The sequence below is a fragment of the Nocardiopsis sp. MG754419 genome (genome assembly GCF_018207095.1).
Lineage (GTDB): Bacteria > Actinomycetota > Actinomycetes > Streptosporangiales > Streptosporangiaceae > Nocardiopsis.
The window spans coordinates 1-13,263 of record NZ_QOCZ01000012.1; the positions used below are offsets into that span (position 1 = coordinate 1).

The 13,263-nt window shown below is 70.3% G+C and carries 11 protein-coding genes; 6 read left to right on the forward strand and 5 right to left on the reverse strand.

The features are described 5' to 3' along the window. Nucleotides 1-244 precede the first annotated feature (244 nt). From purQ to DSY14_RS03890, 5 genes are all read left to right on the forward strand, one after another. Nucleotides 245-934, forward strand: coding sequence for a phosphoribosylformylglycinamidine synthase subunit PurQ (gene purQ / locus DSY14_RS03870; RefSeq protein ID WP_211715040.1), 690 nt, complete (start codon nt 245-247; stop codon nt 932-934). Between the two features lie 59 nt (nt 935-993). Continuing rightward, nucleotides 994-1,530, forward strand: coding sequence for a hypothetical protein (locus DSY14_RS03875; RefSeq protein WP_211715041.1), 537 nt, complete (start codon nt 994-996; stop codon nt 1,528-1,530). A gap of 81 nt (nt 1,531-1,611) precedes the next feature. Beyond that, on the forward strand, nt 1,612-3,906 hold the full coding sequence (gene purL / locus DSY14_RS03880) for a phosphoribosylformylglycinamidine synthase subunit PurL (protein ID WP_211715042.1): 2,295 nt from the start codon (nt 1,612-1,614) through the stop codon (nt 3,904-3,906). Nucleotides 3,907-4,076: 170 nt separating this feature from the next. Beyond that, entirely contained in the window at nt 4,077-4,349 is a 273-nt protein-coding gene (locus DSY14_RS03885; RefSeq protein ID WP_211715043.1) for a hypothetical protein, read from the forward strand. A gap of 63 nt (nt 4,350-4,412) precedes the next feature. Next, nucleotides 4,413-4,661: a hypothetical protein gene (locus DSY14_RS03890; RefSeq protein ID WP_211715044.1), complete on the forward strand. Its 249-nt coding sequence runs from the start codon at nt 4,413-4,415 to the stop codon at nt 4,659-4,661. A 140-nt stretch (nt 4,662-4,801) separates the two neighbouring features. On the opposite strand, the gene DSY14_RS03895 is transcribed toward DSY14_RS03890, so the two are convergent. From DSY14_RS03895 to DSY14_RS03915, 5 genes are all read right to left on the reverse strand, one after another. Continuing rightward, complete coding sequence (locus DSY14_RS03895) at nt 4,802-5,776, reverse strand: ABC transporter substrate-binding protein (RefSeq protein ID WP_307851121.1); 975 nt, start codon at nt 5,774-5,776, stop codon at nt 4,802-4,804. Then, entirely contained in the window at nt 5,769-7,727 is a 1,959-nt protein-coding gene (locus tag DSY14_RS03900) for a proline/glycine betaine ABC transporter permease (RefSeq protein WP_211715045.1), read from the reverse strand. The genes DSY14_RS03895 and DSY14_RS03900 overlap by 8 nt, the downstream gene beginning before the upstream one ends. 1 nt (nt 7,728) lies before the next feature. Continuing rightward, nucleotides 7,729-8,895 (reverse strand): glycine betaine/L-proline ABC transporter ATP-binding protein, encoded by a 1,167-nt coding sequence (locus DSY14_RS03905; RefSeq protein ID WP_211715046.1) that lies wholly within the window; start codon nt 8,893-8,895, stop codon nt 7,729-7,731. Beyond that, nucleotides 8,892-10,466 carry a GMC family oxidoreductase gene (locus tag DSY14_RS03910; RefSeq protein ID WP_211715047.1) on the reverse strand — a complete coding sequence of 525 codons (1,575 nt, stop codon included), beginning with the start codon at nt 10,464-10,466 and terminating at the stop codon, nt 8,892-8,894. Before DSY14_RS03910 ends, DSY14_RS03905 begins: the two co-directional genes overlap by 4 nt. A gap of 172 nt (nt 10,467-10,638) precedes the next feature. Continuing rightward, on the reverse strand, nt 10,639-12,165 hold the full coding sequence (locus DSY14_RS03915; protein WP_211715048.1) for an aldehyde dehydrogenase family protein: 1,527 nt from the start codon (nt 12,163-12,165) through the stop codon (nt 10,639-10,641). 324 nt (nt 12,166-12,489) lie between these two features. Here DSY14_RS03915 and DSY14_RS03920 point away from each other — a divergent pair, with 324 nt between their 5' ends. Beyond that, complete coding sequence (locus DSY14_RS03920) at nt 12,490-13,155, forward strand: class II aldolase/adducin family protein (RefSeq protein WP_211715049.1); 666 nt, start codon at nt 12,490-12,492, stop codon at nt 13,153-13,155. The last annotated feature ends 108 nt before the right edge of the window (nt 13,156-13,263 follow it).

Here is a 13,263-nt window from a genome sequence, read left to right on the forward strand (position 1 = left end):
GCCCCTTCCGGACGCGGTCCGGGCCGTGACGCACACCACGGGACCTGTCCGGTCGCACACCCGCACCCCCTTCGGGCGGGGTTTCCTTGGGAGGATCGCACAGACCCCGCCCCCTGGAACGGGGTGACCGTCGTACCCGAACACAGGTGAGCGGGTACGCTGCGGTGGTAGCGGACCCACCGTCCCCGTGACGGGGTCGGGCACCGAACTTCTCCCCGTCGAACCACGATCCCGGAGTGTGCTCATGACAGCCCGTGTGGGCGTCGTCACCTTCCCAGGCTCCCTTGACGACAAGGACGCCGCGCGCGCGGTGTCCCTGGCGGGTGCCGAACCCGTCGCGCTGTGGCACGACGACGCCGACCTCAAGGGGGTCGACGCCGTGGTCCTGCCCGGTGGCTTCTCCTACGGCGACTACCTGCGCTGCGGCGCCATCGCCCGGTTCGCCCCGCTGATGTCCGAGCTGGTCCCGGCGGCGCGTTCGGGCGCCCTTCCGGTCCTGGGCATCTGCAACGGCTTCCAGATCCTGTGCGAGAGCCACCTGCTTCCCGGTGCGCTCACCCGCAACTCCTCGCTGCGGTTCGTCAACCGCGACCAGGTCCTGCGGATGGAGAACACCCGCACCGCCTGGACCAACGCCTACGACGAGGGCCAGGAGATCCTGGTGGTCCTCAAGAGCGGTGAGGGCAGCTACGTCGCCGACGAGGACACCCTCGACCGCTTGGAGGCCGAGGGCCGGGTCATCGCCCGCTACGTCGGCGGCAACCCCAACGGCTCGCGCCGCGACATCGCCGGCATCACCAACGAGCACGGCAACGTGGTCGGCCTCATGCCGCACCCCGAACACGCCGTCGAGGCCCTGACCGGACCCTCCACCGAGGGTCTGGGCTTCTTCAGCTCGATCCTGCACCACCTGAAGGCCGAAGTCCCGGCCTGAACCACCCGGGCCGGCGCACCCGTCGGCCCACCGCACCCGACAGGGGGACGATCCTCGCGATGATGGCGCTGCTGCGCTCCCGGAAGACCATGTACGTACTGGTGGGGTTGGTCGTGGTCGGCCTAGTGGTCTCCGGGGCCATCGGCCTGTTCCAGTCGTTCAACGCCGCTCCCGTGGCCTCCCAGCAGCAACAGGGACAACAGGGCCAGGGGCAACAGGGCGCACCGGACGGGCAGCAGCAGGAGCCGCCGCCCGACGTCGGGGCCCTGGGCGACCCCCCGTCCGGGTTCACCTACGTGGACCAGGACGAGGCCCACTGCAACGGGAACGTGTGCTTCCGGCTGATCCTCGTCGCCGGCGAGGACGGCGAGGAGCTCGACATGTCCACCGACGAGGCGGTCACGTCGGTGTACGAGCACCTGCTGTCCAACGGCTGGCGACAGGAACTGCCCGAGGACGCCGACTCCCCCGACGACATCGCGCTCAACGACTCCGTCCTCACCGACGGGGACACCCTGGTCGCGGACTCCTCCGCACCGGGCGGAGACGCCATCCCCGTCCTCATGCTGGGCAACGCGGGCATGCCCGCCTACTGATCCGGTGCCGGGCGGCGGACACAGCCAAGGCTCGGCCCGCACCACCCGCGCAACTCCGCGACACCCGAACGGAAGCACCGCATGTCTGAAGTACCCGGTCTCGACACCGTCGCCACGGCGCACGACACCCCGGACACCCCTCAGCCGTACGCCGAACTGGGTATGGCCAAGGACGAGTACGAGCGGGTCCGCGCGATCCTGGGCCGTCGACCCACCTCGGCCGAGCTGGCGATCTACTCGGTCATGTGGAGCGAGCACTGCTCCTACAAGTCGTCCAAGGTGCACCTGAGCCAGTTCGGGGAGAAGGCCCCCGAGAGCGACGCCCTGCTCGTGGGCATGGGCGAGAACGCCGGTGTGGTGGACGTCGGCGACGGTCACGCCGTGACCTTCAAGATCGAGTCGCACAACCACCCCTCCTACGTGGAGCCGCACCAGGGCGCGGCCACCGGCGTGGGCGGCATCGTCCGCGACATCCTCACCATGGGCGCCCGGCCGGTCGCCGTGATGGACGCGCTGCGTTTCGGACCGGCCGACGCCGACGACACCAAGCGCGTGCTTCCCGGTGTGGTCTCCGGCATCTCCTTCTACGGCAACTGCCTCGGTCTGCCCAACATCGGCGGTGAGATCGGCTTCGGCCCCGGGTACATCGGCAACCCGCTGGTCAACGCCCTGTGCGTGGGTGTGCTCAAGCACGAGGACATCAAGCTCGCCCAGGCGCCCGGTCCCGGCAACAAGGTGGTGCTGTTCGGCTCCACCACCGGCCCCGACGGGATCGGCGGCGCCTCGGTGCTGGCGAGCGCCACCTTCGACGACGAGTCGCACGCCAAGCGGCCCAGCGTCCAGGTCGGCGACCCGTTCATGGAGAAGCTGCTCATCGAGTGCAGCCTGGAGCTGTACGCCCAGGACATGGTGGTCGGGATCCAGGACCTCGGTGCCGCGGGCGTCTCCTGCGCCACCACCGAGCTGGCCGCCGGTGGCACCGGCGGCATGAACATCCGGCTGGACCGGGTGCCGCTGCGCGACCACCGACTCACTCCCGAGGAGATCCTCATGAGCGAGTCGCAGGAACGCATGATGGCGATCGTCGAGCCCGCCAAGATGGACGACTTCCTCGCCGTGTGCGACAAGTGGGGCATCCTGGCCACCGAGATCGGCGAGGTCACCGACGTGACCCCCGAGGAGGCCGAGCGCGGCGGCCGTCTGGTCATGACCTGGCACGGTGAGACCGTCGTGGACATGCCGCCGCGGACCGCCTCCGACGAGGGCCCGGTCTACCGCCGCCCGTTCGCGCGCCCGGAGTCCCAGGACACGTTGCAGGCCGACGACGCCGCGAAGCTGGCCCGTCCGGGCGACGACGCCGCGCTGCGCGAGCAGCTGCTGCGGGTGCTGGGCGCGCCCGGCGTGGGCGACCCCACCTGGGTCACGCGGCAGTACGACAGTTACGTGCGCGGCGACACGGTGGTGTCCGCCCCGCACGACTCCGGCATGATCCGGATCGCCGACGACTCCGACCGCGGCGTGGCGCTGTCCACCGACGGCAACGGCCGGTTCACCCGGCTGGACCCGTACGCGGGCACGCAGCTGGCCTTCGCCGAGGCGTACCGCAACGTGGCCGCCACCGGTGCGCGCCCGCTCGCGGTCACCAACTGCCTCAACTTCGGTTCGCCGGAGGACCCCGGGGTCATGTGGCAGTTCGCCGAGACCACGCGCGGTCTGGCCGACGCCTGCCTGCGGATGGGCACCCCGGTGACCGGTGGCAACGTCAGCTTCTACAACCAGACCGGTGACGTGGCGATCAACCCGACGCCGGTCATCGGTGTGCTCGGCGTGATCGACGACGTCAACCGCCGCCTGCGCTCGGGCTTCGACGCCGAGGGCTCCCGTGTGTTCCTGCTGGGCACCACCCGGCCGGAGTTCGGTGGATCGGCCTGGGCCGACGTGGTCCACGAACACCTGGGCGGGCTCCCCCCGCACGTCGACCTGGCCGCCGAGGCGGCCTTGGGCGAGGTCCTGGCCACCGCGGCCGACCGCGGCCTGGCCGCCGCGGCGCACGACCTGTCCGACGGTGGTCTGGGCGTGGCCCTGGCCGAGTCGGCCCTGCGCGGCGGCAAGGGTGTGCGGGTGGAGCTGGACGGCGACGCCTTCACGGAGCTGTTCAGCGAGTCGGGCGCCCGCACGATCGTGGCGGTCGAGCCCGGCCAGGAGGAGGCCTTCGTGGCCCTGGCCGGTGAGCACGGGGTCCCCGTCGCCCAGATCGGCACCGTCGGCGGCACGAGCCTGACGATCACCCACACGGGCGGCGTCGTCGAGATCGGCCTGGACGAGCTGCGCTCCACCTACGAGTCCACCCTGCCCGCCCTGATGGACGGCGTGTAGGGCCCACCGAACGCCAGGGGGCGCTCCCGCCGGGGCGCCCCCTGCGGCGTGTCAAGATCGTCCCACCCTGTGGAGCGGCGGGGAGGGCCCGGTGGGAAAGTGGTCCCGGGCGACATGGCCTCGGAAGACGCCGTCAGCACAGGACCGACACCCGACCGAGGACGCGCGACGTGACGAGACCGAGCGACCCGGCCGTCTCCGCCCTCTGCCTGGCACTGGCGGTGTCGGGCTGTTCCTCCTCACCGCAGGAGGACCCCGACCCCGGGTCGGGGATCGAGCAGGACACCGCCGAGGGCGCGATCACGGCGCCGGACCGGGTCTCTTCGGTGAGCGAGGTGGGCTGGGAGTGGGAGGCCGACGAGGAGGCGGAGATCGCCGTGCTGCCGCTCCCCGTCGGTGTGGGGATGACACTGCGCGGGGCGCACGTGGTCGTGCACCGTTGACGTGCCCCCGGGGTCGGTGACGCACCCGCACGGGGTAGGACTGTGGGGAGGAGGTGGACGCACATGGAACGCGCCAGACGTGGACGGGTGAAGGGAGCCCTCGGAAGCCACGACCGCCCCGCCAGTGCCCTGGCCTTCCGGCTGGTTCTGGCGGTCTTCGGGGCCGTCGTGCTGCTTCTGGGCACGATCGCCGCCCTTCTGTGGGCCGACCCGACCTGGTTGGTCGTGGTCCTGGGCGCGGGATTCGTCGCCGCCTGCATCAACGTCTACTGGGTGAGCCGGCGCCTGCACTACGAACGCCCCAAGCGCTGACCCGGGGCGGCCACACCGGGGCGGGGCCCCGGCGTGCCACTGCGGCCCGGGGAACCGTCGAGGGGCCCGCACGGGCCCCGCGACGCACCGTCCTCGGGGGGTGGGGACCCGTACGGTCCCCACCCGCGCGAGGCGAGCCGTCAGCGGTTCTCGTAGCCCTCCGGGAGCCACTCACGCCACACGTCGGGGTTCTCGTCCACCCAGATACGGGCGGCGTCGGAGGCGTCGATCCCCTCGTCGGCGATCATCCGGGCGACCTCGTTCTGCTGCTCGTTCGTCCAGTGCCAGTTGTCGAGGAACTGGTAGGAGTCACCGTCCTCCTCGACGAACCCGGTGCGGAAGATCTTGTTCATGTGGTACTGCGGGTAGTCGCAGGGCACCCATTCGGGATCGGCGTCGCAACCGGGCTTGTACGCGGGGAACTCGACCCGTACGAAGTCCAACTCCTCCTGCAACCACTGCGGGTCGTAGAAGTAGAAGAGGACCGGTTCCTCGTTGGCGTAGCGGCGCCGTACCTCGGTGATCTGGGCGGCCTCCGAACCGGCGAAGACGATCTCCAGGTTCAGGTCGAACGCGTTGATCATCCCCTGGTCCTGGGTGACGAACCCGGGCGCGCCGCCCAGGAACTCGCCCTTGTCGCCGGTCTCCGCGGTACGGAAGAGGTCGGCGTGCTCCTTGATCCCCTCCATCGTGGGCAGGTCCGGGTACTCGTCCACCATGTAGGCGGGCACGTACCAGCCGATACCGCCGACGTTCCCGTTGGGGCCACCGTCCACCACGGTGTCGTTGCCGTCGGGGCCGTAGAGCTCGAACAGGTCCTCGTGGCCCCAGTTCTCCACGATCACGTCCAGCACACCCTGGTCCAAGGCCTGCCAGGACGGCTGTTCGTCCGTGCGGACCAGCTGGACCTCGTAGCCCATCTCGTCGCGCAGGATGGTGGCCAGGACCTCCGCGCTGGCCTCGTACCCCACCCAGCCGTTGAGGGCCATGCGGACCACACCCGGGTCCCGGGCGATCTGGTCGGTCCGTACCGCGCACGAGGACACCATGACCATGGCGAGCACGGCCACGACGACCCGGAGCAGGACACCCTTTCTCCTCAAGAACCTAGGCACGGGGTGCCCTCCTTCCCTGTGTGACCCGGTCGAGGAACAGGCCGAGGCAGACGATCGCCAGACCGGCGGCCAGACCGAGACCGAGTTGGTTCTGCGCCAGACCCACGACGACGTCGTTGCCGAGCGCGCCCGCGCCGACCAGTGCCCCCATGACCACCATGGACAGCACCAGGATGATGCCCTGGTTGACCGCCAGCAGGAGCGATCCGCGGGCCATCGGCAGCTCCACCTTGGTGAGCAGTTGCCACTTGGTCGACCCCTGGGACACGGCGGCCTCGACCGACCCCGTGGCCACCCCGCGGATGCCGTCGTTGACCAGCCGGATCACGGGGGGCAGCGCGAAGATGAGCGCGGCCACCAGCGCCGGGATCCGGCCGATGCCGAACAGGGCGACGGCGGGGATCAGGTACACGAACGGCGGCAGCGTCTGCATCGCGTCGAGCACGGGGCGCAGGATCGCCGCGAGGACGTCGTTGCGGGACATCAGCACTCCGATGACCACGCCCAACGCGATGGTGACCAGGGAGGCCACCAGCACCTGGGAGAGCGTGTCCATGGCGTTGTCCCACACGCCCAACAGGCCGATGACGAGGAAGGACACCGCGGACACGATCGCCACGCGCACACCGGCGAAGATCCAGCCCAGTGCGGTGGCGGCGATCACCACCAGCCACCACGGAGAGCCGCTGAGCAGCAGGTCCAACGGACTGAGGATCCAGTTCAACGTCCACGTGGCCAACGCCGCGGTGTACGCGCCGATCACCGACTGGACCCACTCGTAGGCGATGTTGACCGGCGTGGCGATGTCGATGGACAGGTCGCGCGGCCAGGCGCCCAACCCGAACAGGCGACCGATGGCGGTGACCAGGATGATCACCGCGAGACCGGCGGCGGACAGCGGCATCCGGTACCGCTCGGGGATGTTCGGGGTCCGGGTGCCATGGCCGACCGCACCCGTGACCCGGTCCATCGCGATGGCGAGCATGACGATGGCCAGACCCGCCTGGAACGCCTGCCCGACGTTGACCTTGGCCAGGGCCTGGTAGATGGCGTCGCCCAGACCACCGGCACCGATCACCGAGGCGATCACGACCATGGAGACCGCGAGCATGATGGTCTGGTTGACGCCCAGCAGGATGGTGCGTTTGGCCATCGGCAGCTGCACCTTGGTGAGCATCTGCCAGGGCGTGGATCCCAGCGACGTCGTCGCCTCGATCGCCCCCTGGGGCACCTCGCGAATGGCCAGTGCCGTGATCCGCACGACCGGAGGCAGCGCGTACACCGCGGTGACCACGGCCGCCGCCGGGTTACCGATGCCGAACAGCAGCACGAAGGGCAGCAGGTACGCGAAGGCCGGCATGATCTGCATGAAGTCCAGGACCGGCCGCAGCCCCCGGTAGAACATCTCGCTGCGTCCCGCGAGGATGCCGAGCGGGAGCCCGAACAGCAGCGCGATGAAGACCGAGGTGATGATGAGCGCCAGTGTCGTCATCGACTCGGTCCACAGCCCTGTCAGGGCGAACACCGCGAAGGTGGCGAGCACCAGCAGCGCCACCCGCCACCCGGCGACGCGCCAGGCCGTGAAGAGACCGAGCGCGGTCACCCCGGCCCAGGTGAGGAAGTCCAGGGCCTGGTTGATCAGCACGACGGCCGACCCCAGCCCCACCGAGATGTAGTTGAAGAAGTAGAGGAACAGCGGGCTGTCGTTGCGGTTGGCGACGATCCAGGCGTAGACCTGGTCGAGCCACGCCATGAAGCGATCGCCGGGCCCCGTCGGGAAGCCCCCGGCCCAGGACGGTTCCCCCATCAGCCGGGTCACCCAGTATCCGGCGACGAGCACCACGAACACCAGCAGGGCCTGCGCCGCGCTGCTGCGCAGCCACCCCCCGGTGCGCCCGGACGTCGCCGTGCCGACGGCCGTGGAGCCGGTCGGTTCGGTCACCGTGGCCATCTCACCCTCCGTCCCCGGTCGGCGTCGCGCCGCCGTGGTCGATGGCCTCGTCGGGGATCTCCTCCACGGTCTCCTCCACAATGGCGGCCACCTGGTCGGCGCCCTCCAGCTGGTCCTCGGCGATGGCGCGCAACACGTCGTCGCGACCCACGTAACCGAGGAGGGTGTCGCCCTCCACCACCCGGACCGGGGCCGTGCTGGCGGCCAGCATGGGCAGGACCTCCGCCAGGACGGTGCCGGGTTCGGTGGTCGGCCCGTCCGTGCGCTCCTCCGGGTAGGCGTCGCGGACCAGCCACCGGGCGGTGAGCACGGTGGTGCGGGCGACGTCGGAGGTGAAGTCGGCGACGTAGGCGTTGGCGGGGCGGCCCACGACCTCCTCCGGGGTACCGACCTGGACGAGCTCGCCGTCGCGCATGATGGCGATGCGGTCGCCCAGCTTGAGCGCCTCCTGGAGGTCGTGGGTGATGAACACCGCGGTCTTGTTCAGCTCGCGTTGGAGCCGGACGACCTCGTTCTGCATGTCGCGCCGGATCAGCGGGTCCAGCGCGCTGAAGGGTTCGTCGAAGAGCAGCGCCTGCGGGTCGACGGCCAGGGCACGGGCCAGACCCACGCGCTGCTGCATGCCTCCGGACAGTTCACCGGGGCGGGCGTACTCGTAGCCGTTCAGCCCCACCATGTCGATCATCTCCTGGGCGCGCGCGTAGCGTTCGGGGCGCGGCATCCCGCGCACCTCCAGCCCGTACGCGACGTTGTCGATGATCTTGCGGGTGGGCAGCAGCCCGAAGTGCTGGAAGACCATCGCCATCTTGTGCCGACGGAGTTCCCGAAGTCGCTGGTCGCTCGCCTGCTCGATGTCCTCACCGTCCAGCCGCACCGAACCCGAGGTGGGTTCGATGAGCCGGGTGAGGCACCGGATGAGCGTGGACTTGCCGGAACCGGACAGGCCCATCACCACGAAGATCTCGCCGGGGCGGACGTCGAAGGAGACGTCGCGCACCGCGACGGTGCAGCCGGTCTCCTCCTTGATGCGGTCCCGGTCGGCGCGCTCCAGTTCGGTGCCGATGATGGTGTCGGCCTTCTTACCGAAGATCTTCCAGAGGTTGCGGACCGAGAAGGTCACGTCGGAGGCGCCGGCCGCGGGGGCCGCCTCGGTGGCCTGGGTGCTCATCGGGTCTCCCCCTTCTCGGCGGCCCGATCCAGGCGGATCAGGTCGGCGGCTCGCTCGCCCAGGGCGAGGACCATGACCATGGGGTTGGGGGTGGGAAGGGTCGGGAACACGGAGGCGTCGGCGACGCGCAGTCCGCGGAGCCCGCGCACACGCAGGTGGGGGTCGACCACGGCGCCGTCGTCGTCGACCGCGCCCATGCGGCAGGTGCCCGCGGGGTGGTAGACGGTGTGGGCGGCGCGGCGCCCGTACTCGGACAGCTCCTCGTCGGTCCGTACCTCGGGCCCGGGGGCGACCTCGCGCTTGATCCAGGACCGGAACGGTTCGGTGGCGGCGACCTCGCGGGCGATCTTCAGCCCGTCGACGATGGTCCGCTCGTCGTAGCCGTCGGGGTCGGTGAAGTAGCGGAAGTCCAGCGCGGGCGGGACCTGGGGGTCGTCGGAGGTGAGGTAGAGCCGCCCGCGTGAACGGGACCGCGGGATGTTGGGGGTCATGCAGACCGCGTAGCCGTCCTCGGGCGAGTCGTAGCCCAGCCGCTTCGTGTTGTCGTCGAAGGGGATCTGGTAGATGTGGAACATCAGGTCCGGCCGGGGATCGCCGTCGTCACGCCGGACGAACAGGGCCGCGTCCGAGTCCATCACGGTGTTCTCGGGAACCCTCCGCTCGGTCTCCCACATGATGATCGACTCGGGGTGGTCCTGGAGGTTGGCGCCCACGCCCGGCAGGTCGTGGTGGGACGTGATCCCCACGTCCTCCAGGTCCTTCCGGTCGCCGACACCCGACAGCATCAACAGGCGGGGGCTGTCCACGGCCCCGGCGGCGAGAACGACCTCGTGGCGGGCGGTGACGGTGATCCGCTCACCGTCCTTGGTGGTGGCACCGACGCCCGTGGCACGGTCGCCGTCGAACAGGATCCGGTCGACCCAGGTCTCCAACAGCAGGGTGAGGTTCTCGCGCACGTCCATGATGGGGTGCAGGTAGGCCACGGAGGCGGAGGAACGGTGGCCGGTGTAGGGGTCGTAGGCGATGGACAGGAAGCCCGCGCCGTCGGCGAAGCCGCCCCCGTGCGAGGTGAGGGCGTTGAAGTCCTCGATGACCGGGACGCCCGCCGCCTGTGAGGCCGAGGACACCCAGTCCCGGACCATGGCGTTGCGGTCCTTCTCGGCGATCGGGACGATGTTGCACTTGATCCGGTCGGCGTAGGACTGGACCGTGGCGTTGTCCCAGCCCTTCGCGCCCGCGGCCACCCACTCGTCGAGGTCCTCGGCGAACGGTCGGAAGCTGATGAGCGTGTTGTGCGAGGAGCAGCCGCCGAGCACCCGGGCGCGCGAGTGCAGGATGTGCGAGTTGCCGCGGGGCTGTTCCGTGGTCGTGTACCCGTAGTCCAGGTCGCCGTCGAGGACGCTCAACCAGTCGCGGAGCCGCAGCACGTGCTCCAGGTCCCGGTCGTCGGGCCCTCCCTCGATCACGCAGACGGTGGTTCCGGGGTCCTCGGTGAGCCTGTTGGCGATCACCGAGCCCGCGGTACCGCCACCGACGATGACGTAGTCATAGGTGTGTTCCTGGTTGGACACGGCCGGATTCCTCTCGTTGATCTCCCGGGGGGACACCGGGAGACCGACCCGCATGGCGTTGGTCGTTGTTCTGGATCTTCTTCTGTGGTCGAGGTGGGACACCCGTCGGCGCGGTGGACGGTCCCGCACCGACGGGTGGCCGGGGCCCCGGTGGGACCGGGGCCGACGTCGGTCAGCCGAACCAGCGCTGCGGTTCGGGAGCCAGGTTGCGGTAGATGTGCTTGGCCTCGCGGTACTCGTCGAGCCCGGCCAGGCCCAGTTCACGGCCGACACCGCTGCGGCCGAAGCCGCCCCACTCGGCGCCCGGGAAGTAGGGCCCGTAGTCGTTGATCCACACGGTGCCGTGGCGCAGGCCGGCGGCGACACGCTCGCCACGGGCGGTGTCGCCGGTCCACACACCGCCGGAGAGCCCGTAGTCGGTGTCGTTTCCCAGGTCGATCGCCTGCTGTTCGGTCTCGAAGCGCTCGACGGTCACGACAGGGCCGAAGACCTCGGTCTGCACGATGTCCATGGAGCGTTCGCAGCCCACGAACACGGTGGGACGGTAGAAGTAGCCGTCCCGCAGCGCGGCGTCGTCGGGCCGCTTGCCGCCGGCGATGATCCGGGCGCCCTCCTCGACACCTCGGGCCACGGCCTTCTCGACCTTGGCTCGGTGCTCGGCGGAGACCAGGGGTCCGCAGCGCACGCCCTCGTCCTGGCCGCGGCCGATGCGGATGGCCTCGGCGCGCCGGGCGAGCTCGGTGGTGAACGCGTCGTGGATGTCGTTGTGCACGATCAACCGCGCGCCCGCCGAACACACCTGACCGGAGTGGAAGAACGCGGCGCTCAGCGCGTAGTCCACGGCCGTGTCGAGGTCCACGTCGGGGAAGATGATGTTCGGGTTCTTGCCGCCCAGTTCCAGGGCGATCTTCTTGACCGTCTCGGAGGCGGCCGCCATGATCCGGCGTCCGGTGGCCAGGCCCCCGGTGAAGGAGACGAGGTCGACGTCGGGGTGCTCGGACAGGGGCGCGCCCGCGTCGGGGCCGCTGCCCGTGACCAGGTTGACCACGCCCGCGGGGATGCCCGCCTCGGTGGACAGTTCCACCAGCTTGGCGGTGGTCACCGGGGTGATCTCACTGGGCTTGATGACCATGGTGTCGCCGGCCGCGATGGCGGGAGCCATCTTCCAGGCGAGCTGGAGCAGCGGGTAGTTCCACGGCGTGATCATGCCGCAGACCCCGACGGGTTCGTAGACGACCTTGCTGTGGACGCCCTCGGGCGCGGAGACCAGTCGGCCCGCGTCCTTGTCGGCCAGACCGGCGTAGTAACGGAAGACGTTGGTGACGTCGTCGACGTCGATCCCGCCCTCCTCGATGGTCTTGCCGGTGTCGAGGGACTCCATGACCGCGATCTCCTCGCGGTCGCGCTGGAGGAGGTCGGCGATCCGGTCGAGGACGCGACCGCGGTCGCCGGCGTCGGTGCGACGCCAGGGGCCGGTGTCGAAGGCACGGCGCGCGGCGGCGATGGCCGCCTCCGTGTCTGCGGCACCGCCCTCGCTGACGATGGTCAGAACGGTCGCGTCGGCGGGGTCCAGGATCTCCCGGACGCGTCCGTTCTTCGCCGCCCGCCACTCACCGTCGATGTAGAGGCTGGTGGCGGTGGCCGACCCGGGTTCAGCCAGGTACGGCACGGAAGGCAGGGTGGTGTAGGGCTGATTCACGGATCCCTTGTGCCCAAGATCGGTAGTCACAAACGGCCTCGTTTCGTATGAAACCTGCACCACAACGCTCACATGGCCCCTGACGAACAGGGGGAACGCCGCGTCGTGGGCCTCGGGGCGCCCGCCGGTGTCGTTCATCACCCGCACCGCCCCGACAGAACAGACCTATGTTCCCGGAGAGCCCGGCGGGCATGGGACACACCGCCCGAGGGAATACCCGAACGAGACTTTGACGTACATTTAGGGGTACCTAAGTCGGTTCGTCCCGGACGCCCGGGGCGCCTCCCCGAGCGACCGCCGCCCGCGAACCCCACAGAGGAACGCATGCTGCTCGAACAAGAACGTCGTGATGTCTGCCTGACGGCCCGCGCCATCGCCCACCACCCGGGTGTCGCGCCCGGCGAGGCCGGCACCGTCAGCGTCCGCAGCGGCGAGCTGGTGGTCGTGACCCCGCACGGGATGCCCCTGGACCAGATCCAGCCGCAGGACTGTCCGGTCATGTCCCTGGACGACCGGATGCTCGAAGGTCGGCGCGACCCGGCCGCCGAGACCACCCTGCACATGGCCGTGCACCGTCAGGCCGTCGCACACGACCGCGACGTCACCGCCGTGGTGAACGCGTTCACCACCGACACCGTGGCCGTGTCGACCGTCGAAGTGGAACTGCCGCCGATCCACCACCGCGCCGCCGGACTGGGCGGCGCCATCGCCGTCACCCCGTTCATGCCCTACGGCGGTGGGGAGATCGCCGACCAGGCGGTCAAGGCGCTCAAGGGGCGGGACGCGGCGCTGCTCGCCGGTCACGGCGGCGTGGCGCTCGGCCGCGGTCTGGAGCACGCGCTGGAGAACCTGCGGCTGCTCGACTGGCTCAGCGCCACCTACCTGCGCGCCCGACAGATCGGACGCCCGCGCGTGTTGTCCGAGGAAGAGCTCGCCGAGGCCCGGCGCCGCGACACCTACGGCTGGGCGGGCCCCGACCCCTTCCTGTGACCGATGCCGGTCCCGCACACCCCTCCCGGCCGTCCACCCCCCAGGAACGGACGGCCCGAGGCTCCTCACCCACCGCCGGCCGGGGGGAACGGTGGTCTGACCATGCTC

Bases quoted from the DNA above. Each gene is read 5' to 3' on its own strand.
- purQ (WP_211715040.1), top strand. From the start codon at position 245: ATGACAGCCCGTGTGGGCGTCGTCACCTTCCCAGGCTCCCTTGACGAC.
- DSY14_RS03875 (WP_211715041.1), top strand. From the start codon at position 994: ATGATGGCGCTGCTGCGCTCCCGGAAGACCATGTACGTACTGGTGGGG.
- purL (WP_211715042.1), top strand. From the start codon at position 1,612: ATGTCTGAAGTACCCGGTCTCGACACCGTCGCCACGGCGCACGACACC.
- DSY14_RS03890 (WP_211715044.1), top strand. From the start codon at position 4,413: ATGGAACGCGCCAGACGTGGACGGGTGAAGGGAGCCCTCGGAAGCCAC.
- DSY14_RS03900 (WP_211715045.1), bottom strand. From the start codon at position 7,727: ATGGCCACGGTGACCGAACCGACCGGCTCCACGGCCGTCGGCACGGCG.
- DSY14_RS03905 (WP_211715046.1), bottom strand. From the start codon at position 8,895: ATGAGCACCCAGGCCACCGAGGCGGCCCCCGCGGCCGGCGCCTCCGAC.
- DSY14_RS03920 (WP_211715049.1), top strand. From the start codon at position 12,490: ATGCTGCTCGAACAAGAACGTCGTGATGTCTGCCTGACGGCCCGCGCC.